Origin of the sequence: Acinetobacter sp. ABJ_C5_2 (assembly GCF_044538485.1) — a bacterium.
GTDB classification, from domain to species: domain Bacteria; phylum Pseudomonadota; class Gammaproteobacteria; order Pseudomonadales; family Moraxellaceae; genus Acinetobacter; species Acinetobacter nosocomialis_A.
On record NZ_JBIUCS010000072.1, the window covers coordinates 1 to 1,723 of the forward strand.

Annotated in this window: 1 tRNA gene and 1 rRNA gene; both read left to right on the forward strand. The window is 51.5% G+C overall.

Features of this window, described 5'->3' with window-relative positions:
* Positions 1 to 11 precede the first annotated feature (11 nt).
* A 16S ribosomal RNA gene (locus ACH8JV_RS19325) occupies positions 12 to 1,549 on the forward strand.
* Between the two features lie 59 nt (positions 1,550 to 1,608).
* Positions 1,609 to 1,685 (forward strand) — tRNA-Ile (locus ACH8JV_RS19330).
* Positions 1,686 to 1,723: the final 38 nt, after the last annotated feature.

Below are 1,723 nucleotides of genomic sequence, written 5' to 3' on the forward strand. Positions count from 1 at the left end.
CAAAATGATTTTAACTGAAGAGTTTGATCATGGCTCAGATTGAACGCTGGCGGCAGGCTTAACACATGCAAGTCGAGCGGGGAAAGGTAGCTTGCTACTGGACCTAGCGGCGGACGGGTGAGTAATGCTTAGGAATCTGCCTATTAGTGGGGGACAACATCTCGAAAGGGATGCTAATACCGCATACGTCCTACGGGAGAAAGCAGGGGATCTTCGGACCTTGCGCTAATAGATGAGCCTAAGTCGGATTAGCTAGTTGGTGGGGTAAAGGCCTACCAAGGCGACGATCTGTAGCGGGTCTGAGAGGATGATCCGCCACACTGGGACTGAGACACGGCCCAGACTCCTACGGGAGGCAGCAGTGGGGAATATTGGACAATGGGCGCAAGCCTGATCCAGCCATGCCGCGTGTGTGAAGAAGGCCTTATGGTTGTAAAGCACTTTAAGCGAGGAGGAGGCTACTCTAGTTAATACCTAGGGATAGTGGACGTTACTCGCAGAATAAGCACCGGCTAACTCTGTGCCAGCAGCCGCGGTAATACAGAGGGTGCAAGCGTTAATCGGATTTACTGGGCGTAAAGCGCGCGTAGGCGGCTAATTAAGTCAAATGTGAAATCCCCGAGCTTAACTTGGGAATTGCATTCGATACTGGTTAGCTAGAGTGTGGGAGAGGATGGTAGAATTCCAGGTGTAGCGGTGAAATGCGTAGAGATCTGGAGGAATACCGATGGCGAAGGCAGCCATCTGGCCTAACACTGACGCTGAGGTGCGAAAGCATGGGGAGCAAACAGGATTAGATACCCTGGTAGTCCATGCCGTAAACGATGTCTACTAGCCGTTGGGGCCTTTGAGGCTTTAGTGGCGCAGCTAACGCGATAAGTAGACCGCCTGGGGAGTACGGTCGCAAGACTAAAACTCAAATGAATTGACGGGGGCCCGCACAAGCGGTGGAGCATGTGGTTTAATTCGATGCAACGCGAAGAACCTTACCTGGCCTTGACATAGTAAGAACTTTCCAGAGATGGATTGGTGCCTTCGGGAACTTACATACAGGTGCTGCATGGCTGTCGTCAGCTCGTGTCGTGAGATGTTGGGTTAAGTCCCGCAACGAGCGCAACCCTTTTCCTTATTTGCCAGCGAGTAATGTCGGGAACTTTAAGGATACTGCCAGTGACAAACTGGAGGAAGGCGGGGACGACGTCAAGTCATCATGGCCCTTACGGCCAGGGCTACACACGTGCTACAATGGTCGGTACAAAGGGTTGCTACACAGCGATGTGATGCTAATCTCAAAAAGCCGATCGTAGTCCGGATTGGAGTCTGCAACTCGACTCCATGAAGTCGGAATCGCTAGTAATCGCGGATCAGAATGCCGCGGTGAATACGTTCCCGGGCCTTGTACACACCGCCCGTCACACCATGGGAGTTTGTTGCACCAGAAGTAGCTAGCCTAACTGCAAAGAGGGCGGTTACCACGGTGTGGCCGATGACTGGGGTGAAGTCGTAACAAGGTAGCCGTAGGGGAACCTGCGGCTGGATCACCTCCTTAACGAAAGATTGACGATTGGTAAGAATCCACAACAAGTTGTTCTTCATAGATGTATCTGAGGGTCTGTAGCTCAGTTGGTTAGAGCACACGCTTGATAAGCGTGGGGTCACAAGTTCAAGTCTTGTCAGACCCACCATGACTTTGACTGGTTGAAGTTATAGATAAAAGATACAT